Origin of the sequence: Aeromonas sp. R9-2, assembly GCF_040908025.1 — a bacterium.
Classification (GTDB): Bacteria; Pseudomonadota; Gammaproteobacteria; order Enterobacterales; family Aeromonadaceae; genus Aeromonas; species Aeromonas veronii.
The window spans coordinates 124,244-146,013 of sequence record NZ_JBFOCX010000025.1; the positions used below are offsets into that span (position 1 = coordinate 124,244).

22 protein-coding genes are annotated in these 21,770 nt (G+C 54.1%); 8 read left to right on the forward strand and 14 right to left on the reverse strand.

Annotation, left to right across the window (positions count from 1 at the left end):
* Positions 1 to 46 precede the first annotated feature (46 nt).
* From AB5Y71_RS12960 to AB5Y71_RS12985, 6 genes are read right to left on the reverse strand one after another with little or no spacing between them, the layout of a single operon-like run.
* Positions 47 to 1,252: an acyl-CoA reductase gene (locus AB5Y71_RS12960; protein ID WP_368171750.1), complete on the reverse strand. Its 1,206-nt coding sequence runs from the start codon at positions 1,250 to 1,252 to the stop codon at positions 47 to 49.
* The gene (locus AB5Y71_RS12965) at positions 1,231 to 2,286 is read right to left on the reverse strand and encodes an acyl-protein synthetase (protein ID WP_204383485.1); all 1,056 of its coding nucleotides are present in this window, start codon (positions 2,284 to 2,286) and stop codon (positions 1,231 to 1,233) included. Before AB5Y71_RS12965 ends, AB5Y71_RS12960 begins: the two co-directional genes overlap by 22 nt.
* Positions 2,283 to 3,641 carry an AMP-binding protein gene (locus tag AB5Y71_RS12970; protein WP_216950529.1) on the reverse strand — a complete coding sequence of 453 codons (1,359 nt, stop codon included), beginning with the start codon at positions 3,639 to 3,641 and terminating at the stop codon, positions 2,283 to 2,285. Before AB5Y71_RS12970 ends, AB5Y71_RS12965 begins: the two co-directional genes overlap by 4 nt.
* Positions 3,638 to 4,387: an SDR family NAD(P)-dependent oxidoreductase gene (locus AB5Y71_RS12975; protein WP_204383489.1), complete on the reverse strand. Its 750-nt coding sequence runs from the start codon at positions 4,385 to 4,387 to the stop codon at positions 3,638 to 3,640. Before AB5Y71_RS12975 ends, AB5Y71_RS12970 begins: the two co-directional genes overlap by 4 nt.
* On the reverse strand, positions 4,387 to 4,620 hold the full coding sequence (locus AB5Y71_RS12980; protein ID WP_042012685.1) for an acyl carrier protein: 234 nt from the start codon (positions 4,618 to 4,620) through the stop codon (positions 4,387 to 4,389). Before AB5Y71_RS12980 ends, AB5Y71_RS12975 begins: the two co-directional genes overlap by 1 nt.
* A complete protein-coding gene (locus AB5Y71_RS12985) occupies positions 4,617 to 5,153 on the reverse strand; it encodes a GNAT family N-acetyltransferase (protein WP_368171751.1) in 537 nt (178 codons plus the stop codon). The genes AB5Y71_RS12980 and AB5Y71_RS12985 overlap by 4 nt, the downstream gene beginning before the upstream one ends.
* A 164-nt stretch (positions 5,154 to 5,317) precedes the next feature.
* On the opposite strand from AB5Y71_RS12985, the gene pseF reads away from it, so the two are divergent.
* The 5 genes from pseF to AB5Y71_RS13010 are packed head-to-tail and all read left to right on the forward strand — an operon-like array spanning position 5,318 to position 9,842.
* The gene (gene pseF / locus AB5Y71_RS12990) at positions 5,318 to 6,013 is read left to right on the forward strand and encodes a pseudaminic acid cytidylyltransferase (RefSeq protein WP_201991342.1); all 696 of its coding nucleotides are present in this window, start codon (positions 5,318 to 5,320) and stop codon (positions 6,011 to 6,013) included.
* Positions 6,003 to 7,259 (forward strand): UDP-2,4-diacetamido-2,4,6-trideoxy-beta-L-altropyranose hydrolase, encoded by a 1,257-nt coding sequence (pseG, locus tag AB5Y71_RS12995; RefSeq protein ID WP_368171752.1) that lies wholly within the window; start codon positions 6,003 to 6,005, stop codon positions 7,257 to 7,259. The genes pseF and pseG overlap by 11 nt, the downstream gene beginning before the upstream one ends.
* Positions 7,260 to 7,265: 6 nt before the next feature.
* On the forward strand, positions 7,266 to 8,312 hold the full coding sequence (gene pseI, locus AB5Y71_RS13000) for a pseudaminic acid synthase (RefSeq protein WP_120413980.1): 1,047 nt from the start codon (positions 7,266 to 7,268) through the stop codon (positions 8,310 to 8,312).
* Positions 8,305 to 9,597, forward strand: coding sequence for a motility associated factor glycosyltransferase family protein (locus tag AB5Y71_RS13005; protein ID WP_368171753.1), 1,293 nt, complete (start codon positions 8,305 to 8,307; stop codon positions 9,595 to 9,597). Before pseI ends, AB5Y71_RS13005 begins: the two co-directional genes overlap by 8 nt.
* Positions 9,594 to 9,842, forward strand: coding sequence for a hypothetical protein (locus AB5Y71_RS13010; RefSeq protein ID WP_139411367.1), 249 nt, complete (start codon positions 9,594 to 9,596; stop codon positions 9,840 to 9,842). The genes AB5Y71_RS13005 and AB5Y71_RS13010 overlap by 4 nt, the downstream gene beginning before the upstream one ends.
* 175 nt (positions 9,843 to 10,017) lie before the next feature.
* Here the strand turns inward: AB5Y71_RS13010 and AB5Y71_RS13015 are convergent, their stop codons facing one another.
* The 7 genes from AB5Y71_RS13015 to flaA form a co-directional block, all read right to left on the reverse strand.
* On the reverse strand, positions 10,018 to 12,099 hold the full coding sequence (locus AB5Y71_RS13015; RefSeq protein WP_368171754.1) for a 6-hydroxymethylpterin diphosphokinase MptE-like protein: 2,082 nt from the start codon (positions 12,097 to 12,099) through the stop codon (positions 10,018 to 10,020).
* 6 nt (positions 12,100 to 12,105) lie between these two features.
* Entirely contained in the window at positions 12,106 to 12,405 is a 300-nt protein-coding gene (locus AB5Y71_RS13020; protein WP_139411365.1) for a hypothetical protein, read from the reverse strand.
* Positions 12,402 to 12,824: a flagellar export chaperone FliS gene (gene fliS, locus AB5Y71_RS13025; RefSeq protein WP_019446039.1), complete on the reverse strand. Its 423-nt coding sequence runs from the start codon at positions 12,822 to 12,824 to the stop codon at positions 12,402 to 12,404. Before fliS ends, AB5Y71_RS13020 begins: the two co-directional genes overlap by 4 nt.
* A gap of 25 nt (positions 12,825 to 12,849) precedes the next feature.
* Positions 12,850 to 14,259, reverse strand: coding sequence for a flagellar filament capping protein FliD (fliD, locus tag AB5Y71_RS13030; RefSeq protein WP_019446040.1), 1,410 nt, complete (start codon positions 14,257 to 14,259; stop codon positions 12,850 to 12,852).
* Between the two features lie 27 nt (positions 14,260 to 14,286).
* Positions 14,287 to 14,727: a flagellar protein FlaG gene (locus tag AB5Y71_RS13035; protein WP_019446041.1), complete on the reverse strand. Its 441-nt coding sequence runs from the start codon at positions 14,725 to 14,727 to the stop codon at positions 14,287 to 14,289.
* A gap of 33 nt (positions 14,728 to 14,760) precedes the next feature.
* Positions 14,761 to 15,672 carry a flagellin B gene (gene flaB / locus AB5Y71_RS13040; RefSeq protein ID WP_019446042.1) on the reverse strand — a complete coding sequence of 304 codons (912 nt, stop codon included), beginning with the start codon at positions 15,670 to 15,672 and terminating at the stop codon, positions 14,761 to 14,763.
* A 583-nt stretch (positions 15,673 to 16,255) separates the two neighbouring features.
* Positions 16,256 to 17,170 carry a flagellin A gene (flaA, locus tag AB5Y71_RS13045; RefSeq protein WP_019446043.1) on the reverse strand — a complete coding sequence of 305 codons (915 nt, stop codon included), beginning with the start codon at positions 17,168 to 17,170 and terminating at the stop codon, positions 16,256 to 16,258.
* A 383-nt stretch (positions 17,171 to 17,553) separates the two neighbouring features.
* Here flaA and AB5Y71_RS13050 point away from each other — a divergent pair, with 383 nt between their 5' ends.
* Positions 17,554 to 18,186 carry a trimeric intracellular cation channel family protein gene (locus tag AB5Y71_RS13050; RefSeq protein WP_005333975.1) on the forward strand — a complete coding sequence of 211 codons (633 nt, stop codon included), beginning with the start codon at positions 17,554 to 17,556 and terminating at the stop codon, positions 18,184 to 18,186.
* 100 nt (positions 18,187 to 18,286) lie between these two features.
* Positions 18,287 to 18,679, forward strand: a complete 393-nt coding sequence (locus tag AB5Y71_RS13055; protein ID WP_005333978.1) for a hypothetical protein — start codon at positions 18,287 to 18,289, stop codon at positions 18,677 to 18,679.
* A gap of 74 nt (positions 18,680 to 18,753) precedes the next feature.
* On the opposite strand, the gene thiI is transcribed toward AB5Y71_RS13055, so the two are convergent.
* Positions 18,754 to 20,202 carry a tRNA uracil 4-sulfurtransferase ThiI gene (gene thiI / locus AB5Y71_RS13060; RefSeq protein ID WP_216961980.1) on the reverse strand — a complete coding sequence of 483 codons (1,449 nt, stop codon included), beginning with the start codon at positions 20,200 to 20,202 and terminating at the stop codon, positions 18,754 to 18,756.
* Positions 20,203 to 20,379: 177 nt separating this feature from the next.
* Between thiI and AB5Y71_RS13065 the strand changes: the two genes are divergently transcribed.
* A complete protein-coding gene (locus tag AB5Y71_RS13065; protein WP_368171755.1) occupies positions 20,380 to 21,345 on the forward strand; it encodes a hypothetical protein in 966 nt (321 codons plus the stop codon).
* The last annotated feature ends 425 nt before the right edge of the window (positions 21,346 to 21,770 follow it).

Sequence of the window (21,770 nt, forward strand, 5' to 3'; positions counted from 1 at the left end):
CAAGCTAATTAATTGATATGACTTGATTTATGTGACCTGGAATCCACTATTCAATACGGTCAAGCTGACGGCTGCAGGCCACCAGCATGTCGATGCCATCCCAGAGCCATTCGAATGCCAGCGCTTGTCCCGGACTTGCCACCCTATCGATACGGCAGCAAGGCGACAGCTGTAGCGCATACTCAAGCCGCATTTTATCTGGCCCAACCCAAACACAGGTCTGCATATCCCAAGGTTGTAACAGCAACTCATCAAGAGTATCGGCAACGAATTCTGCAACTGTACCTCCTCCGATGTGTTCAAGCCGCAAAGAGGCGGTGGGAGTCAATAAGGTGACGCCAGCAAAGGTCTCCTGCTGCATCTGACCATCGAGAGCGGCATTTTGTTGACAATTGATGAGGCGTTCCATCATCAGGGCAGGGCTGCCTGCAAAGGGGGCAAAGACGGCTTCGAGCAAACGACGTCGCAACACACTATCGGGAGTGCCCAACCAGCAAATCGTGGTGGGCGAGGCGCAGGCTTGCTGATTGAAGCGAGTAAAGTCTTGTTGCAAAGCCGCAACCAATTGCCGCCATGCGGCAGCATCCAGGTTGGCGAGCCATTGGCTATCCAACACCGCCATGGAGCGGCGATCCGGAAACACGATTTCCTGAGCGCGGGGTGAAAGCGGAATAGCCCGTACCCGACCGATGGTTTCATCACCGCCCCAAATGATGCGAAGGCGGCACCGGGCCGACAGCCAGGCGGTGACCCGTTCGTCATGGTCATACCGGATAAAACGGGTACGCGAGGCAATCTCTTGCCACTCGGGCAGAGAGAAAAGCTCGTTCAGGATGGTCAGCATGGCCTCTTGCACCGGGTCGATGCGCGATGAGAGGCGAACCACGGAACCATTGCCCATCAGTAGCGCCATGATCCAGGAGTAGAACGCGACGGTCGGCACGTTGGAGGGGACCAGATGAAAAACCATCCCCAGCGGAGCGCGTCCTGCCATGCGTTTGCGCTGTACCTCAATCTGGCGAGGCCGCAACCAAAAACCAAAGGCGGCTAAATCCGGATTCGCTCGTCCCTCCTGCTGCAGACGTGCAGAGAGCGCAGCCACAAAGTCACCTATGACGGGCGCAAAGCTTGGCTGCGGGCGAGTAACAAAACCTTGCCAGCCAATGACGGGAGCCACGAAAGCGACCTCGGGCCCAGCTTGCCATATGGCATCTTCTGCATCTGACCGGATCACTGGAAAGTGTCGCTGCATCCCCTCACCTCGGCGCCTTGCTGACGCCCTGATACATGAAAATAACGGCCGAGACGTCCGCAGGGGCAATCATCCTCACCCAGCAGCACACCGAGATCCTCGCTGAGCAAACTGTGGCCTGGATAACTTTGGGGAATGGCAGAGATCACCTGCAACAAGCCTGGCTTGCCGATCCCGAGCGGTCGATGGGTCAGCGGATCCCGCACCAGCAGATCGGCAAAGAGGGGAGCATGAAGATGGCCCTGCTCGCACTCAACAAATACCGACCCCACCTGCTCCACCATGCCATAGAAGTTGTACACCCGACTCAGCCCCAGCTGTTCATGGCAGCGCTGCTTGAAGGCAGGATTATCCACCGCGAGGTGTTGCAGCTTCTTCCAGCCACCGCTGTGAAAAAGCGTGCCCTGCGTCAACGGCAGTTGCAGACCTCGCTCACGCAGCGGTTCCAGCAGACATTGCCAGACCATGAAGGTAAAGCCGAACAACAGGACCGGCTGGCCCGCATATTTGTCACAAAACGCCTCGATGACAGGCCAGTTGGGCCGCATCTGCTCGTCGAGGGCATAGGTATGGTCTCGGCCAAGGAAGGAGAGCCCCAGCGCACCGGCGCCGCGGGCGGAAAAACCGCTGCGGTTTTGAATCAGGGCGGGTTGCTCCACCAGCAGCATGGGCAGCCGCTGCTTGCCGACGAACTCTTGCAGGATCTTCACCAGCACCTTGCTCTGCAACGCGGCTGTATCCCGATCCAGCACGATCCGTGACGGCGTTCCGGTAGTGCCAGAGGAGGTGAGCACCTTGAATACCTCTTCTTGCGGCACGCTCTGCCATTGGGCCAATTTGAACAGGCGGGCGGCCAGATAAGGAAGCTCTTGATAGGTCGAGGCCTGACCCCAGCCAAACGCCGACAGAATATTGGCAAAAGCTGGACACCCCTGCGCATGGCGCTGCGTCAATTCATTCAGGCGCGCAAGGAGCAACCAACTTTTTTCATGTTGAGACAGCCCGAAAACCGGCGCATCAAACAGCCTGTTCATAGCTGCTCCAATTGTGTTAACAGGGCCGGATAATCGATCTTCATATTGCTGCGTCGTGGCAAATGATGCCGATAAATGCGAACGCTTGATGGCGGCACCATCAACCAGCGGGCCAGCTCCAGCTGCAGTGCGTCACTGGGGCACGCGTCTGCCTCGATGGCCACCAGCAGGCAATCATCACGGCCGGTCGCAGCGCAGGAATAGCCCCTCCCCTGCAACCAGGTTTCCACTTCAGCCAAGCTCACCCGTTTGCCAAACAGCTTCAGGAAACGGTTGAGTCGTCCGGTCAGATAGAATCGGCCCGACTCATCACAACGAGCCAGATCGCCGGTAAAGAGCGCATCCATATCACGCCCCCGAGCCAGATCTTCAGGGCGCTCCGCATAGCCCAACATCACATTTGGCCCTTGGTAAACCAGCTCTCCCTCCCCGTCGGGAAAGCCGGACTCATGACGAAGAGAGAGGCACCCGCCCGGTACGGCACGGCCGATCGCATCCGGAGCAACAATCACTTCATCGTGAGCCAACCAGGCGATGCGCGGCGCCGCTTCGGTCTGACCATACATCACGAAAAAACGGCGTCCCAGCGCAGCTGCCTGTTCGGCAAATTGCTTTGCCAGTGCCGGCTCAAGCCGTCCTCCGGCCTGGGTCAGCGTCATCAGGCTGGGATAGCGGGTCCAGTCAAAACGCAAGCGGTTAAGCATCTGAAAGGTAAACGGGACCCCCGCCACGCTAGTGACCTGATGACGATTTACCTCATCCCAGAATTGGCGCTCAAGGGGACTGGCAGTGCATGAAACCAGAGAGGCGCCAACCAAAAGATGGCTGTTAAGTACCGACATCCCGAAGGAGTAAAAAAGTGGCAACGAGGTGATGGCTCGCTCACCCCCGTTCAGCGCCAGATATTCGGCGATGGCCGCGGCATTGGCATCAAGATTGGTTCGCGACAATCGCACCCATTTGCAGGAGCCGGTACTGCCCGATGTCGGCAGCAGCAAGGCCAACTCAGGGTGAAACGAGGGCGCATCGCCAAGATGCGCAACTGCCCCATCCTCCAACACCCGCAGACTGACACCAAAGCGCTGGCACTGCTCATGGTGCAACTGGGCATCCTGTGCAGGATCGGCCAACATGATGGCGTGGCCATCACGCAGGGCCAGCAAGTAGTGAAGCAGATGCAGGGTGGACGTCACAAATGGCAGGTAGACCAAATGACGACCGACGGGATAGGTGGTAGCCAACTGCGCCACACGCCGAGCCAGCTCACCATAACTGAGCCACCCCTCTTGCGGGTCTCGCCAGGCGGGCTCGTCATTACTTTCAACCAGATGTGTCAACAAATCAGGCTGGCTCAAATCACCATCCCCCCATCGACCCCAATCACCTGCCCGGTCACATAGCTCGACAAGTCGGATGCGAGAAACAGGGCCACCTTGGCCACTTCTTCTGGCGTACCAATCCGCCCCATTGCGATGCTGGCCACCCGCTCGGCAAACTTATCTTGCGGGATGGCGTGGGCCATATCGGTATCGATAAAACCGGGAGCAATCGCATTGACCCGGATCTGGCTGGCGGCCAGCTCCTTGGCCAGTGACTGGGTAATGCCAATCACCGCCGCCTTGCTGCCGGCATAGCAGCTGAGCCCAGCCGTCCCCACTTGCCCCATCAGGGAGGCGAGATTGATGATGCTGCCGCCACCACTGCGCGGCATCAGGCGGGCGGCATACTGGCTGCAATAGATCACACTAAAGGTATTGTTGCTGAATGTCTTTTGCAGATGGGTCTGGTTCGCCATCCCCAATAACGCCTCTTCCAGCATGCCGGCATTGTTGACCAGCACGTCCAGCTGGCGAGTCTGAGCAAACAGCTGCTGAAAGGCCTGCTTGACCGCCGACGGATCAGCCACATCAAAGCAGAGAGGCTGGCAAGGCACGCCAAACTCGGAACCAATCGCGGTCGCCAGCAGGCTCATCGTCACCTCATCACGGCCTCCCAGCCACAGTTCAGCCCCCTGAGAGGCAAACTGGCGGGCGATGGCAAGCCCGATGCCACGCCCGGCACCGGTGATCAACACCCGCTTGCCCTGCAACAGTCCCTGCATCAGAAAGCGACCCCGTATTTGGCCAGGATCTCCCGCGCCTTGCCGACCGAACTCATGTCGATAATGTCATCGGTGTCGAGCAATACACCATAGTTATCCTCCAACTGGGCAATCAGCCCCATGTGGGCGACGGAATCCCACTGCGGGATGCTGTTGTAAGCCAGCCCATCGCTGACGCTGCCGATATCAATACCCAAAGCCTCGGCAAAAACCTGTTCCAATGCGATTGTCATCTGAAAAATCTCCGTAGCCGCTCACGGGCGGTATAGTAATTCGCCGGCAGCAGTTCCAATGCAAAAAATCCGTTATTTTGTCCTATCTGGCGGTAACCCAGTTGTTCATTCAAGCGCAGGGCCGAGCGATTGTTCTCCCGAACCAGGGTGCGGATACAACCGATGTGCAGCTCATCAAAACCCTGATCAAGCTGGGTTAAAGCAGCAGCAACGGCCAACATGGGATGCCGCACGCCTGAGTTGCCCAGATAGAGTCCCGCATCGGCAATCACCTGACCCTGCAGCTTGCCCTGGCACTCACCTTTCAGATTGACGTAACCCGCTCGCACGCCCTTGCACCAGAGCACCCAGTGCTGCTGATCCTGTCGTTCACGGGTGGCGACAAACCATTGGCGCTGTTGCCGCGGCGAAATACGCGTCTGGGATACCATCTGCATTCGCACCTCATCCTTATTGCGCCAACGTCGCAAGGCAGGAAGATCCCACGGCTCTATCGGGCGTAACTCAACGCCATAACTCATCTTCAACGTCATCCACTTTTCATTACCTGTCTCTCTTATCGACCACACTGCTGCCATTCCGTAGCAAAAATCGATAATACAAGCAGAAAAAACAGTATAATATCAAAAATAATCAAAGAGTTGTCATCGATTATCCTGGCTTTGGCCAGTCATTGATCCAGCAGAGAGAGCCCATCATGGCCATCGCCATTATCCCAGCCCGGGGTGGCAGCAAACGCATTCCACGCAAGAATATCCTCCCCTTCTGTGGTCAGCCCATGCTCGCCTATGCCATCCAGGCGGCGCAGAAATCTGGCTGTTTCAGCAAGGTGGTGGTCTCCACCGATGATGAGGAGATCGCCGAAGTTGCTCGTCAACTGGGCGCGGAAGTGCCATTTCTGCGGCCAGCCAACCTCGCCGATGATCACACCGGTACCACCCCTGTGGTGATCGACACCATCCAGCGGCTCGACCAGCTCGGCATCCAGGCAGAGCACTACTGCTGCATCTATGCCACAGTGCCGCTGATCCAGGCGGCCGACCTGCGCGCCGCCCACGATCGCCTGCTCGCCAGCAAGGCCCCCTTCGTCTACATGGTGGCTGAATTCGGCTTTCCTATCCAGCGCGCCGTGCGCATGGATGAGCAGGGCCGGGTCACTCCCTTCTGGCCGGAGCAGATGGCGAAACGCTCTCAGGATCTGGAGCCTGCCTATCAGGATGCCGGCCAGTTCTATTGGGGGACGCGGGCTGCCTGGTTGGGCGGGATCAGCCCCGTCGGTGGAGAGGGGATCGGCCATATTCTGCCAAGACACAGGGTGGTCGATATCGATACGCCGGAAGATTGGCATCTGGCTGAACTGCTTTATCAGGTGCTGGGTCAAGATGGTGTTTAAGGTTGCCTTCCGGCTCGATGCCGGGGCCGAGATCGGGTTGGGCCATCTGATGCGCTGTCTGGCCATTGCCGATCGGCTGAAAACGGCTGGCGCCGAGTGCCACTTTCTCTGCCATCAGCTACCGGCCCACCTGTTGCCACTGCTGCAATCCCACCAGCATTACCCTCTTTGCGCTCTGGACGACGCAGGCCCCTTGCCCACCTTGCGTCCGGAGTGGCTGGTGTGTGATCACTACCAGATTGATCGACAGATCGAGCAGACACTGGCAATGCACTGTGGTCAGTTGCTGGTGATCGACGATCTGGCCGATCGCCCTCATCATGGTCAGTTGCTGCTGGATCAGGGGCCACTGCGCAGCGCCGCCGATTACCAGTCACTCGTCCCTGCCGACTGTCGGCTGCTGCTGGGCACCGACTATGCCCTGCTGCGCCCCGCCTATCGCCAGCTTGCACGCCAAAAGGTCAGCCGGTGGCAACGTGGCCTCATCTGCTTTGGCGGCGCTGATCCGGCCGGAGCCTGTCTCACGACCCTCAACAGCCTGACGCGGCTGCCCTGGGCCCGCACCATCCGCTGGACCTTGGTGGCGGGCGGCGCCAATCCGTTCTGGCCCGAGCTGGAGCAGAGAGTGGCCGAACTGACCGACCTCGACCTAGTGCTGCTGCGCCAGAGCGACCAGATGGCGCAACTGATGCAACAACACGACTTCGCCATTGGCGCTGCGGGCGGCATGACCTGGGAGCGAGCCTGTCTCGGCCTGCCGACCCTGGCGGTGCCCATCGTCGACAATCAGCAGTTCAACGACCTGGTGATCGCCCGCTTCCAGTTGGCCGAGCGGCTGACTCTGAGCGAGCTGGCCGAGCCTGAGCTGCTGCTGCAAGCCCTGCAACGACTTGAATGGCAAGCAGATGACTATCGACGCCGCGGCCAGCAACAGGTGGATGGGCTGGGGCTGGATCGGCTCACCGCCTGGTTGCTGCAACAATCGGATTATCAACTGTTGCCATATGGCCATCAGTGGCAACTACGCCATGACGACCAACTGCTACTCACCCTGACGCTGAACGGCCAGCGGCTGACATGGCAGGCCACCCGGTCACTTCAGCCCACGGAGTGGCAAGAGCTGGCACATCGCTTGCAGACAATTTTCTCCCAATTTCCCCTCTATCTTGCCGAGCCACCGCAGATAGCGCCCCCTGCCCCTTGGCAACCGGCGCCGCAAGGCTGGCAACTTGGCATAGGAATCTGAACACAGATGCAGATCGATCATCGCTCCATCAACCAGGAACAGGCTCCCTATGTGATTGCCGAACTGTCGGCCAACCACAATGGCAATCTGGACCGCGCCCTGGCCATTATGACCGCCGCCAAAGCAGCGGGTGCCAGCGCCGTCAAGCTGCAAACCTACCGCCCGGATACCATCACCCTCAAAAGTGATCGACCGGAATTTCAGATCCACGGCGGTTTGTGGGATGGCCACAGCCTCTATGACCTTTATGAGTGGGCGCACACTCCCTGGGAGTGGCACCAGGCGCTGTTTGCCAAAGGGCGCGAGCTGGGGCTGACGGTCTTTAGCAGCCCGTTCGATTTCAGTGCGGTGGACTTGCTTGAATCACTGGACTGCCCGGCCTACAAAATCGCCTCCTTCGAGCTGGTGGATCTGCCCCTCATTCGCTACACCGCCCAGACCGGCAAGCCGCTTATCATGTCCACCGGCATGGCGGACGAGGCCGAGATCGCCGCCGCGGTCGAGATGGCACTCAAGCACGGCAACGGCCAGCTGGCGCTGCTGCACTGCGTCAGCGGCTATCCGGCGCCGGCGGCCGAATATAACCTGCGTACCATCCCCATGTTGCGCCAGCGCTTCGGGGTCGAGGTGGGGCTCTCCGATCACACCCTGGGGTCGGCCACAGCCATCGCCGCTACCGCGCTCGGGGCCACCCTTATCGAGAAACACTTCACCCTGGCCCGCGCCGACGGCGGGCCGGATTGCGCCTTCTCAATGGAACCGGCCGAACTCACCGAGCTGGTAACCTCGGTCAATACCGCCCATGCCGCCCTCGGAGTGGCCGATTACCATCTCACAGCCAGTGAACAGGGTAACCGCGCTTTTCGCCGCTCCCTCTATCTGGTCAAGGAGATGGCAGCTGGCGAGGTGCTCACCGCAGAGCACATCAAATCGGTGCGCCCCGCCCTCGGCCTGCCCCCGGCCGATTACGATCGGCTCATCGGCAAGCAGGTCAACCGCGACATGGCAGCCAATCAGCCTCTCAACTGGGATTGGATTGCACAAGATGAATGAAGATCTGCTGCGCCATCATCTGGCGATAATCGAACAGCGTTGGCCACAGCTTGCTGCCCACCTCACGGTGACACAGCTGGGCGATCTGCAGGTGGAGTTGTGTGAAGGCCTCAGCAGCACACTGCTGGTCAATGGCATCCAGCTCACCAGCCGGCACGATCGGGTGAAGGAGGCCGAACTGCAAGCGGCAACTCTTCCCGATGTACCCGTGCTGCACCTTTATGGCACCGGACTCGGCGATCTGCAGAAGGTGTTGCTGACACGCCCCCGGTTAGAAACCCTCCATGTCCATATCATGCACCACAATCTCTTCACTCTGGTGCTGGCCTTGCTCGAGCACGACGAGTGGCTGCAAGACCCCCGGGTAGAGCTGAGCCTCGCGGCCGATGAACAGGAGATTGCCCTCCCCTTCTTCGCCCTCCCCAGCGAACTGGAGCTGGCCGAAGATGCGGCCTGCCGCATTCGTGGTCGACTGGTGAGCGAAGTGATGGCGACTTACACCAAGCAACGCTTCGTCCCGGACTTGCCGCGCATTACCGGGCGACTGACCGAGAATCTTCCACTTGTGGGTGAAGATGGCGATGTTGCCACGCTTTTTGGCTCACACCCGGATGCTACTGCACTGGTCATCGCCAGCGGTCCCAGCCTGCAACACCACCTCCCTCGCCTTGCAGGCTTGTTGCAGCAACATCCCGAGTGGAAGGTACTCTGTGTCGATACTGCGCTCGCCCCTCTGCGACAATACGGCATCAGTGTGGATCTGGTCGTAACTATCGACGACGCTCTGACTCCGGATCGACTGGCAAGCCAAGGGCTCACTTCGGTTCCTCTGGTATATGCCCCCATGGTGCCCCATGAGACGCTCGCAAGTTGGCAAGGGCCGCGTTTTACCGCCTACTCCATCAGCCCCGTGTATGAACAACTTCGTCACACTCATCCCAAAGGGTTACTCCATCAAGGAGGCAGCGTGATCCATCCCACCGTCGATCTCGCCGTCAAGATGGGTTGTAGAGAGATCATTCTGCTCGGCAGTGACTTCGCCTTCCCCGGTGGCCAGACCCATACCGGCTGGGATGATGGTGCTTTGGGTCCTGTTGCCAGCCAAGCCCTCAGCTGGGTACTGGATGGCCATGGTCAGCGCGTCAGCACCAACCCTAATTTCACCACCTATCAGATCGAGCTTGAGCGCTATATGGCAAGCCACCCAGAAGTCAAATTCTGGAACAGCAGCCGCGACGGTGCGGCACTGCTCGGTTGTGACTATCATCCGGAGCTGATGCCATGACCATCACAGAGCAGTGCATTGCACTGGCACACCATTTTCGCCTTGGCCTTCATGTTGAAAGTGCGCTGCAGCTACCGGCTATGGTAGAGCAGGCATTGCATGCTCTACCTCCGGAGCACCAAGGCGATGCCGTGACCATAGTGAGTGCCCTGCTGGCTTGCCAGGAGCGCCATGACTGGCTGGGATTGGCAGACTGGCTGGAAGTTGAGTTTGCAACTCTTCTTACAACGCCAGAGAAACAATAATGCTGAGCAGGTGAAACGAAGGGAATCTCATATGCGAGCATGATAAACAAGCTTGCTCGCAATAACACCCCAAACGCATGTCACGTTTGGGGCTAAGGTTTCTAAATAATGACTGATAATTTATTTAGAACACAACGTGTATAACGTGACAATAGATACGCGTTATAACAGACTGCTACTTAAATATATTGAGGCCTATAAAATAGGCAGTGTCATGTCTTTCCAATGCGCTAGCATAAATATGTTTGGCATCAGTAAAAAACTGTTCCAATATAGTGATTGTAGCATTCAAATTTTCTGTCAGCGCATCATCAGAAACATTGATATGAGCCATCATCAAACTGATGATATTGGCATAGAAATAATTTATTGATCCTATCAGTACTCGGTAAAGATGACTATCACGACTCATGAACAAATACAGCAGATAATCATGATGGCGTTGCATCATCGATTGAATTGCGTTGCGCTCACGAGGAACTGCTTTCCAATCATCAAGCAGTTTATTAACTACATCATTAAAAAACGGCACGTTAATGGCAGATTGGAAATCAATACTGGCTACATTAAATGGTTTGAAACAACGTGATAGCAAATCATCAATGAAGGCTCGCTTATTAAAATCTGGCCAAGTGGGGTTGATATGCTCAACCCGACGAGGTTCGGCACCAGCAACATAAGCACCATCACTACTATTGACACAACGTATTTCAGGATTATTTTCCAAAACCTGAGCCATATTGTGAATAGAGAGACCAAATAAATGATTGATACGGACTTCACCACCAAAGTTACCACGAGCTGGAAATGTCTCGTTCAGATCCTGATGGTATTTCGCTTCCTGTTTTTCATTATAATAAAGGCTCAAACTGGAGTGATGCTTATCAGCAAATTTATACCCATTGTCAATACCAAATAGATAGATATCCTTGAAGCCAAGCAACGCTGCGTAATTAAGACCGGTATTCCCAACAAATGGATTAGAATATTCAATTGAATCAAAATCAAACTGCTTACCAAAGTGAGTGGTCAGCAGTTTATACATGGGCTCATTGGGTTTAAATGCTAACCCGGTTTTGCGGAAAAATGTCTTGCACTCAGGATGAATCACATCCACGCTTAAAAAAATACTATCCTTGAGAAACTCCCCTGCATCCAAAATATGCAAAAAATCTGCTGAACTTTTGGTACGCTCAACAGCAACATAAATATCTGGCTTGATTCCAGCTTTATAAAGTGCGCTGACTGCAGTGCCACAGGCAATGATAATAGCCTGACGTTGATGATCTCGAATAAAATCAATGCTCTGATCTAACGATGGCCCGTTTCCAACAACAAATACAGGTATAGCCTCAGATGGGGACGTATCACGTTGGCGCAGAAGAAATGGTGTGCCATCTTGCAGATGACTATGGCTATGAGCTAGAGCAAAGACATTATCATCAAAAAAACCCCAACCTGTACGTAGCAGATAGAACTCATTTTCAACCTGGTTAATAAGCGAATGCAACTTTGGCGAATGATAATGGCAGAATGAGAAATATGCTGCAGACCAGAATGCTCCTTTACGATGAAGCGCTTCCATCATATCGGCTGCTAATAATTTTTCGTCAACTCCTATAAATAAATGCAAGCTTAATGACTCTTGCTCCATATAATCCAGCAAAGAGCACCAGTCAAAACAATATAAAGATGCATAAAACATATCAAGATCTGGTTCAAAGGCGAACAAATTCTTGACTTTGCATCGCTCGTATAAATAGCCCAGTTGATAACCCAAACCTATTCCATACATCAAGGATAATGGGATATCCATTGATAGTGCACTCTTGAGTGATAACCCTTCGAGCGTTGATTGTTGTTTAAGCTTGGATATTTCGTTGTTATATTTTATATGTATTTGGTCATCAAAATACCATTGTGGTGCAAAATCAATACATTGCAAAATACTTTGTTCAATTACTTCATCAATTTGTGATTCAGCATCTGCGAATGGATCGTCACCGTATAACGAAACTTGCTCATCAAGCCACAATATATTAGGGATGCCATTTTCATTGCAAAAAAAACGGAATGGCCGTACTGGTTGATATGATTCAAAAAAATCATATATACTTGGCATGAATTTTTTAAAGGCATCCATGTTCATTGCAAAACGAACAGGCAATACCTCCAACATAGCTATTTCCTGTTGCTTTTGCCTCTCAAGGCGAACAAGTTCACTCTCGATATTTGTAATTTCTTGTTTAATATCCATGTATGCCTAACCTGCGTTCAGCTTGTACATATCAGATGCTCGACCTGCTTTTGAAAATTTCCACAAAGCTGCTTCTGTCTGATTCTTTGCATGTTCTATCAGCTCATGTAGGGTTTGAAACTGCACCAATGCTTGTTGGTGATCCATGTCAAGAACCACATGTGGAGGGATATTCTGGAAAACAACATCAAGGAGAATGAGATAATGGTCGATCAACTGTTCAGCCGTTTGCACATCCTCCTGTTCGAACAAGGTCAGTAACTCTTGACCTGCTGCGATTAATTCTGGCAAACGGTTATTGCTCATTCGGTTCCGCCCACTTTTTGTTGAGCCAAGGCCTTATCTCGCTCCTCGACAGGAATAGCATCCCAACCGCTTTTAACTGTCAGCATCAGATTCATAACTTCATCGACAGCTGTGATATCCATATCACGGCTGGCATCCATCATCCGAGCTTTCATGTAGTCATAAAGGGCAGAAAGGTCTTCGGGCACCTTACCATAAGATAGATCAAGTGAATCTTGCAGCCCGTTGATAATGGCCATTGCTTTAGAGATAGACTGGGATTTTTGCTCAAAATCTCGACGTTCAATAGCACCACGAGCCTGAGCCAAGCGCTCCAGGCAACCTTGCATCAAAAGTTGAATCACGCGGTAAGGATCGGCTACTGCCAATTCGGATTGCAGATTCTGGGTGGTATAGGCTTTTATATTTTTATGATACATATGAAACACCACTCATGACTTCACATTAACTGTTGTTTGTATTTAGCATACTTAAATATGAGGCTGACTTATTCATCTTGGCCAACATAGCATCCAGACTTCCGTAACGGGCCCGCAAGGTCTCTTCATACTTGGTCAGCTGAGTGGCAACATCGGACTCTTTACGACCCACTTCGCGCAGATCGGAATTCAAAGAGTCTTCCCGTTTCGCCAACAAACCACCGGTCTTGGAGTAGGTTTCCAGCTGGCTGGCCAGCTGACCGGCGATCCCATCCTTACCGCCAAAAACTGCCACTACCTGATCGAAATTCTTATCGATGGCCTCGTTGAACTTGGTATCGTCGATAGACAATACCCCCTTGTTATCCATCTTTATGCCCATCTGAAAAATCGTTTTATAAGTAGAGGAGTTTTTCGAAGGCTCGGTGATGATGCCATTCATCATATTGACTACGGCACGCGTCGTTGCATCGCCCGCCAGAGCCCCACCATCATTCTTGCTCTTCCCTTCAACGATCGTATTACGCTTGCCGAGCTCATTGCTCTTCTTCACCAGCGCGTTGTAACCGTCGACAAAGCTTTTGACCATGTCCTTGATGCCAGCCTTGTCGGTGGTCACGTCAACCTTGTTAGAGCTGTAGGTCTTGACCGGATTACCGCTGGCATCGGTAGAGGTTGTGCTATCCGACTCCCGCAACACGGTCAGTTTAAGTCCGACAATGGTGCCATCGAAGGTATTGGATGAACTGGTCAGAGTATTTCCATCAACGGTGATCTTGGCATCTTGAGCATCTTGGCGCTTGGTCAGTTTGGATACGAGATTATCGGTCAGGTCGGTAGTACTGCCAGTGATCTGCAGGTCCTTTCCGCTGCCGCTTACCCCGGAATCGATCATCAGCTTGGATTTACCATCGGAGGTATTGACTATATTGACGCTCAAACCGAAATTGTCGGCGTCATTGTTGATGCGTTTACGGATGGACTGTAGTGAATCCCCTGCTTTCACATCGACATCGAAGGTCTTGTCACCAGCCTTGAAGGTCAGCTTCCCATCCTCAGTGATAAGGGGAGTCGTCGATGAGTCGAAAGTACCGTCAAATTTACTGGTCTTCGCCAATTGTTCGACGCTGATATCATATTGCCCGTTGGAAGCCCCCGCCTTGCTCTCCACCTTGAGAACGGGTTTGTCCTTGTCCTGGGTAATATTAATCGAGCGTTTGTTGAACGCATCATCTTTGGACATGGCCTGAAGTGTCGTCACAAACGAGGCGATGGCCGACTTCAACTGTCCAACCCCGGAGAGAGTGATCTGGGCATTGGTCTTTTTGGTGGTGATGGGCTGCATCAGTTGCGCCTTCTTGGCATTGACGCTCGCGGCAATGACAGACTCCAAGTCCAGCTGTGAACCCGCACCAGCAGACGTAATCGTGGCCATTCTCACTCTCCTCGTAAAACTTGCGTATTAAATCTCTTTATCAAGCAATAATCCGACTCTTGAGCCACCACCTATAACATCAACTTCACGCAGATCCTTGAGCCGCTTGCTGATAGCCAGCAACTCTTCACTTGGGATCTGACGGATCATTGACTTGGTATTGGCGTCCATCACCTTGATAACAACTTGCTCGAGATCCTTTTCGACGCTGAAGTTGACGGTCCATCCCTGCAACTTGCTGAACTCCTGCAAGTTTTGTACCTCTTTTTCAATATCCTTATCTGAGACATCGGATTTGCGAACCTTCTCTTTGGCTCGCTCCTCTTGTTGTTTTTCCACATCCTGTGTCATCACCCGCTGCTCTTCCGCCATGCCAGATAGCACTTGAGCGGCCGATTGGCCGCTCTTGCTACTTGACTGAAGAGAAGAAGGAGTGACCGATGAGGGAATTCCAATGTCATTGGCCATATCGTCGCTCCTTTTCTATCTCATCACTACCCGTTAACCCAACAGGGACAGCGCAGATTGCGGTCTTTGGTTAGCTTGCGCCAGGATACTTGAAGCAGCCTGCTGCAGGATGTTCTGCTTGGTCAGGTTGGCGGTTTCTGTCGCAAAGTCCGCATCACGGATACGCGAACGTGCTGCACTCAAGTTCTCGGACACGTTGGACTGGTTGCGAATGGTCGAGTCGAAACGGTTTTGGACCGCACCAAGCTCTGCACGTTTGCTATCAACCGCCTTGATCATGTAGTCGAGGTTGGCCATAGCAGACTGGGCGCCACTGGCTGTTTTGATACTGTTCATGTTGGCAACAGTTACAGCAGTTGTCGCAGCGGTTACCTTGTACGGCTCTTTACTACCAGTAGAACCGGCGGCGATGGTGGCACTGCCTTTTGATGCGCCAGCAATACCGCTAATGGTAAAGGCACTGGTCATCTTGAAGGTAATGGTCTGGGTAGCATCCGCACCGACCTGGAATGAGCCTTTATATTTACCGTCCAGCAATTTCTGACCACCGAACGTGGTATCACTGGAGATGCGATCAATCTCGGTTGTCAGTTGATCGTACTCTTGCTGCAATGCAACGCGGTCATCCGTATTGTTGGAACCGTTGGCTGATTGCTGCGCCAGAGTCCGCATCCGCTGCAACATGGAGGTTATTTCATCCATGGCCCCTTCTGCGGTCTGGGCTACAGAAATACCATCGTTTGCGTTGCGGTTACCCTGGTTCAAGCCGTTAACCTGTGAAGTCAAACGGTTGGAGATCTGCAAGCCAGCAGCATCGTCTTTGGCGGTGTTGATGCGAAGACCGGATGCCAATCTGGTATAGGAGGTATCCAGAGACTTGTTGGTATTCATCAAGTTACGCTGGGCGTTCAATGATGAAATGTTGGTGTTGATATACATGGCCATAAAATATTCTCCCGAAGAACATGCGACTGCAGGTTGCGTCGTCTAAACAAAACGACGTCCCACCGTTTGAAGAGCAGGTTGAACATTCCTGTCTCTTCTGGCGGGTGTCTGTTTGAACGAACAGGTCACCCGCAGTAGTGCAAACGTTGGATTCCGAACACCCCTCGATTGCTTCACTTTATTTAACGGCAGCGCAGATACAAGCTTTAGGAAAATTGTTGCCTAAAGCGGCAAGTTTTCTCCGGCAAGCGGCAACAGAACATCAATTGAGCAGCATCACCATGCAAATCACCGCTGATGATGACCTCGTTTACGGGATAAGATGCGTTGGCACGGTTCATGCTTTGAACTGACAGAGTGACGTCAATTTGGCGACACAATAAAAAGAGGCCGGTAAACCGGCCTAAAGATGAGCATATGCTCAGGAGAATATGACCAAGCGTGACAGAACTGAACAGCTGGACAACACTTGGCATTACTAGTAGAGATTATATCTCTCCCGATAGAACAGAGTGCGACCCGAACACCCCTTTGTTCCATCTCTTGACCAGGGCGGCCTGAACAACCGCCCTGTTTTCTTTTGTTAGCCTTGCAACAGTGACAGTGCAGACTGCGGGCGCTGGTTTGCCTGAGACAGAATGGTCGATGCGGCTTGCTGCAGAATGTTCTGCTTGGTCAAGTTGGCGGTCTCGGTCGCGAAATCTGCATCGCGGATCCGTGAACGCGCGGCACTGACGTTTTCTGAGACGTTCGCCTGGTTGCGAATGGTTGAATCAAACCGGTTCTGCACTGCACCCAATTCAGCTCGCTTGCTGTCTACAACTTTAATCATGTAGTCGAGGTTGGCCATAGCAGACTGGGCCGAACTCGCCAACTTGATGCTATTCATGTTTGCCACAGTCACTGCGCTGGTTGAGGCCGTTACTTTGAAAGGCTCTTTGCTACCAGTTGAACCGGCAGAGATTGTTGCATTGCCCTTGGCTGCCGAAGCCATACCTGCAATGGTAAACGCAGTGGTCATTCTGAAAGTAATGGTTTGAGCAGCATCAGCACCAACCTGGAAAGAGCCGACATAACCACCGTTAAGCAATTGCTTACCACCGAATGTGGTATCTTTTGCAACACGATCAATTTCGGTCATCAGCTGGTCATACTCTTGCTGCAACGCAGTACGGTCATCAGTGTTGTTAGAACCGTTGGCTGATTGTTGAGCCAGGGTACGCATACGCTGCAGCATGGAGGTCACCTCATCCATTGCACCTTCCGCAGTTTGCGCTACCGAAATACCGTCGTTGGCGTTGCGGTTACCCTGATTCAAACCGTTCACCTGAGACGTCAAACGGTTGGCGATTTGCAGACCCGCGGCATCATCTTTGGCACTGTTGATACGCAAGCCGGATGCCAGTCGAGTGTAGGAAGTATCCAGTGATTTGGTCGTATTCATCAGGTTACGCTGCGCGTTGAGTGATGAAACGTTAGTGTTGATATAAAGGCCCATGACTATTCTCCTAAGCTATTAAATTTACTCTTCTATTTGCTCAGGCTTTATTATTTTCTGTGCCCGATGCGTCTTATTTAACGGCTCGTTTTTGGATGTCTTTAGCATTTTTTTCAACGCTTCATCGCATTAACGCCGCTTACCTTATATATCGGCGGGTCGGGGGGATACTTAAGGAAAAAATCGGACCTAAACCTGTGATGGGCTCAACCTTCTAAAGCCCGTCAGCGGCGGAGAGCTGCGGGCACGCACGAGCCTCACCCGGTTCATGCCGCGAGAAAAAATCCGTCCCGACTCTCAATTTTGTCGAGCACTGTTGGCGATTGGGCTCACCAGCCCCTAAAATCGCGGCCCCATCAACAATTTGGCGTGAGTTGTTCTCCATGCAGACACTGGTTGAGCAGATTGTTTACATCAGCGACATGTTTGGTACTGCGGTATTCGCGTTTTCAGGGGTATTGGTGGCTGGCCGACTCAGGATGGACGGGTTTGGCGTCATGGTTTTGGCGGCGGTCACTGCCATCGGCGGCGGCACCATCCGTGACATGATCCTGGGAGCCACCCCCGTGTTCTGGGTGCGCGATCCCCTCTATATCTGGGTCGTCATTGCGACGGCGCTGATCGGTATGTGGATGGTCAAGCTGCCCCGCAGGATGCCCTGGTATGTGCTGCCGGTGGCGGATGCCTTCGGGCTAGCCCTCTTTACCGTTATCGGTGCCCAGAAGGCCCTCAATTTCGGCACCCCAGGGCTGATTGCCGTGATCATGGGCACCATGACCGGGGTTGCCGGTGGCATGATCCGCGATGTACTGGCGCGGGAGGTTCCCATGGTGCTGCAAAAAGAGATCTATGCCACCGCCTGTATCCTCGGCGGCATTCTCTATACCCTGGCGCTGGAGGCGAACATGGACAGGGTAACGGCCATGCTCATCTGCATGACGGCCGTGTTTGGCCTGCGGGTAGCTGCTATCTACTGGCATCTGTCGCTGCCCACCTTCTCGTTGCAACGCAATTGAGAGCAGGCCCACAGCGTCATCATGTCGCTGTGGGCCACGCGTTGAACCAAATAGGCTTTTCTGTTGTCATAGAAGCAGTCGTTGTTAGCCGGAACTTCTCATGCGCAAAATCGGTATGCTTACCACCCTTCTCCTGGCGAACGTGACGGCAGCCCACGCCGAAGCACAAGTGGTATTTGGACGACTGGCCTCGGCGCCGGTGCAGCAGTTCAACCAGCAGATACGCCAGGCAAGCCATCAACAGCAAAACTGGGTTAATGACTACCGTGAGGTAGCTCTGCGATTCGTCGGTCATGGTGACACGCCCAGCCGCATCCATGCCCAGCAACTGGACAATGACTTGGTGCTCTCGGTCGCCCTCGACGGCAGCAAGAGTGACATGATCTACATCCTGACCCTCTATCGCAGCAACAACCTGTGGCAGATGCGGGAGGCAGAAATGGGCTGGCGTTGTCAGGGGCAAGACTCCTTCACTCCGGTTCCCTGTCCCTGATAGTCATTGCTCACTCTGTGAAATAAAAAATCCGGCACATTGGCCGGATTTTTTATTGAAGGTGAAAAACACGCTTACGGGCGGTACACCTTGACGTTGTCAAAGCCCTTCTCTTTCAGATAGAGCGCCTGTAGCTTGCTCATCACGCCGCGATCACAGTAGAGCAGGTAGGTCTTCTCTTTGGGCAGATCGCCAAAGGCGGTGGCCAGCTTGAAGAAGGGGATATGCAGTACTTCACGATCTTCCACCACCAGCGGCTTCTCGTCGTGTTCGTCGGCAGAGCGGATATCCAGGATCACCTCGTCAGCACCCAGCACCTGAGTCGTTTCCACCTCTTGCACTTCAGCGGCAGTCTCTTCACCGATACGACGGATATCGAGGTAACGGGCCTCAGAGACCACCTTGTCCAGAATGGAGAAGTCAAAATTGGCCTCTTCCTCTTCAATGCGGGAGAGCTCGGCCTTCACGGTCGGCTTCTTGGAGATGACACCGCAATACTCCGGCATGGTCTCGGCGAACTCCAAAGTGCCGATACGGCGGGCTTCGTTGATGATATCCGGCTTGTCCCAAGTGATAAGCGGGCGCAGGATCACCTTGTCGGTGACCCGGTCGATGACGTTCAGGTTGGTGAGAGTCTGGCTGGAGACCTGACCCACACACTCACCGGTCACCAGCGCCGGGATCTGGAATTCATCGGCCACCTTGGCGGCAGCACGCATCATCATCCGCTTGAGCACCACGCCCATCTGACCGTTGTCGATCTTCTCGAGGATCTCGGCGACCACCGGCTCGAAGTCCACAGCGGTGAAACGCACCCGGTGGGATGAACCGAAGCGGTTCCACAGGTGATAGGCCACCTGCTTGACGCCGATTTCGTGGGCAGCACCGCCCAGATTAAAGAAGCAGTAGTGCACCCGGCAGCCGCGCTTGATGAACTGGAACGACGCCACACCGGAGTCAAAACCGCCGGAGAGCAGACTCAGCACATCTTCCTGGGTCGCGATGGGCATGCCGCTCAGGCCCTGATGGATGGCGCTGACGATAAAGAGCTCCTCACCGTCGATCTCGAGGTTGATCTTCACATCCGGGTTCTTGAGGCGCACACCATTGCTTTCGCAGTGCTGATTCAATCCACCGCCCACGTAACGCTCAACCTCGAGGGAGGAGAACTCATGCTTGCCGTGGCGCTTGGCGCGCACGCAGAAGGTTTTGCCCTTGAGCTGGTCGCCCCATACGGCTTTCACCTGCTCGAAGATGTCGTGCAGATCGGTAAACTTGCTGGCCTGAACCTCGAGGAAAGCCTGAATGCCCGGAATACAGGCCAGGGCTTCGATAGCCTGCTCGCGGAACTGGTCATTGCGGGAGCTCACGATCAGCTTGTCCCAATCCATCCGTACGCGGGCATCGTCGTCGAAGCGGCGCAGGACATTGCGGATATTGCCCTGCAGGATCTTGATAAAGCGCTGGCGAACCGACTTGCTCTTGATGGTGATTTCCGGGAACAGCTTGATAATGAACTTCATGGTAATGACTCGGGTGACCTTGATTTAAGGGCGCGAATTATATCAGAACTTTGTGGCCAGCGCCTACTGGATGAGCGTTTGCTCACATTACCCCACGCAGTGTTTGCCGTGCAGCGCCAATCTTGCGTATATTCCCGACCCTGCGCCTCGCCAGATTTTTGACAACAGACTGATCCGATGAAGACCTACATCTACTACCCCGGCATGGAGGTACGCGACGAGCTCTGGCTCAAATTTGCCCTGCTCTATCTGGAACGGCTCGCCTTCGTCTTCACCGTCAGCGAAAAGAGCGGTCTCACCGCCCTGCTCGATACCCTTCAACAGCAGACCGATCTGCTGGCCGAGCGGCCCGATGCCGCCTTCTTTGCCGCCATTACCCCGCAACTGGAGAGCCAGATAAGCGGCCTGGTGGCCCCCGATTTCGTCCGCCACAAGGTGTTTGGCAACAAGGAGCTGATTGGTCGCTGGCGTCAGGAGGCCAACCACGACTGCTTCTGCCCGGATCAGGTGGGGCTGGAGCGGCTGCACGGCTTTTGCCTTACTCACGGCTTTGCGACCCGGGATGAGGGGGGGATCAGAATGGCGCGACGCTTTGCCAACCTGATCTCCATGCGCCTTGCCCGTGAGTGGGCACTCGCCAATGACGGGGCGCTTATTACCGATCACGACTATCTCGACCGCCTGCTCCATCTGCTCGAATCCCGCTACCACAATCGCGGCGGTCAGGATTGCTTCCTCCTCGAGATCCCGTTGCAAGTGCCCACTCACCTGGCCGACATTCCGTTGGCAGAGCTGATTGCCCTGCGCGGGCGCAGCGGCTTTCGCCAGCAGTTGGCCGAATATCATCTGGCCCTCGACAACCTGCTCACCATGCTGGGTAGCGGCTATGCCGACCCGGCGGCCCTGACCCGCTTTGAGCAGGCTCAGCAAGGGCTCAATCAACTGCTCGGGCCCGAGACCCTCAGCATGCCACTCACCACCCTGGTCAGCACCAGCCTGCCCGCCGTAGCCATGCTCCACCAGTTAAAAGCGAGCCATCCCGAAAGCAACCTCATCTTCCATCCCATCAAAAAGAGCCACTTTCACCAGCGCAAGAGCCAGCACTTCTTCACCCGGCTCGGTCATCTGCGCCAACAGGGCTGAATTGGCGGAATGAAAAAGGGGTTGGCATCTGCCAACCCCTCTCCTTTTCTGCGGCCTACCAATCATCACCCCGGTGATTGGCCCGCTCTTGCGCCTGCCTGCGGGCCTCCATCGCCCTGTCACGGCGGATATTGGCAGGGGTACAGGCAAACTGTTTCTGATAACAACGCACAAAACTCTCGGAAGCTGGTTCGAAAGGTGAATAGAACCCGGTACGTTCAGGAGAAACATGGTGATCACCATGATTGGTAGTGGCACAGCCCGAAATCATCAGCACCAGCAAGGGACACAGAACACGCAGCAAAAGAGAACTCCCGATTGGATTTGAATGAATTCGTAATTATTCACAAATTAATTCATCCAATCAAATATTGATGCATTTCAAATGGTTAATTACATTCGCCTCAATGGCTGTCGGCAAAACG